This window comes from Vibrio sp. 1727, assembly GCF_033344415.1.
In the GTDB taxonomy this organism is placed as follows: domain Bacteria; phylum Pseudomonadota; class Gammaproteobacteria; order Enterobacterales; family Vibrionaceae; genus Vibrio; species Vibrio alginolyticus.
The window spans coordinates 1-543 of sequence record NZ_JAWPOT010000580.1 but is presented as its reverse complement, the minus strand read 5'-3'; the positions used below and the strand labels follow the sequence as shown (position 1 = coordinate 543).

General features: G+C 47.1%; 1 protein-coding gene. It reads left to right on the top strand.

Going from position 1 to position 543, the window contains the following annotated elements:
• Positions 1-388, top strand: a 388-nt coding sequence (locus tag R8O10_RS27045; RefSeq protein ID WP_318192203.1) for a catalase-related domain-containing protein, incomplete at its 5' end; no start/stop codon positions are given.
• Positions 389-543 lie beyond the last annotated feature (155 nt).

Genomic DNA, 543 nt, shown 5'->3' with positions numbered 1-543 from the left:
AATTCCAGTCAACGCCCCTCGTTGTCCCGTACACAGCTACCATCGTGACGGCGCAATGCGAGTTGACGGTAACTTCGGTTCAACACTAGGTTACGAGCCAAACTACAAACAAGAGTGGGCAGAGCAGCCTGATTATTCAGAGCCACCATTGCGAATTAGCGGCCATGCTGACCATTACGACCATCGTGTTGATGAGGATTACTTTAGCCAAGCAGGTGACCTGTTCCGACTAATGAACGAAGAGCAACGCCAAGCGCTGTTTGATAATACCGCACGAGCGATGGATGGTGTGCCAGACTTCATTAAAGAACGTCACGTCAACCACGCTTACCAAGCGGACGAAGCCTACGGCAAAGGCTTAGAACTGGCGTTAGGTTTAGCGAAATAACCCACAGCAAATATTCCATAGTAAATAAAAAGGGAGGCGCACGTTGCGCCTCCCAGTTAAGAGGAATTCGATATGATCAATTTAGACTTTTTCAAACTCTTCGATACCAAAGAGTTCTTCATCTACTACTGATTTTTGGCTACAGCCTTAATCAG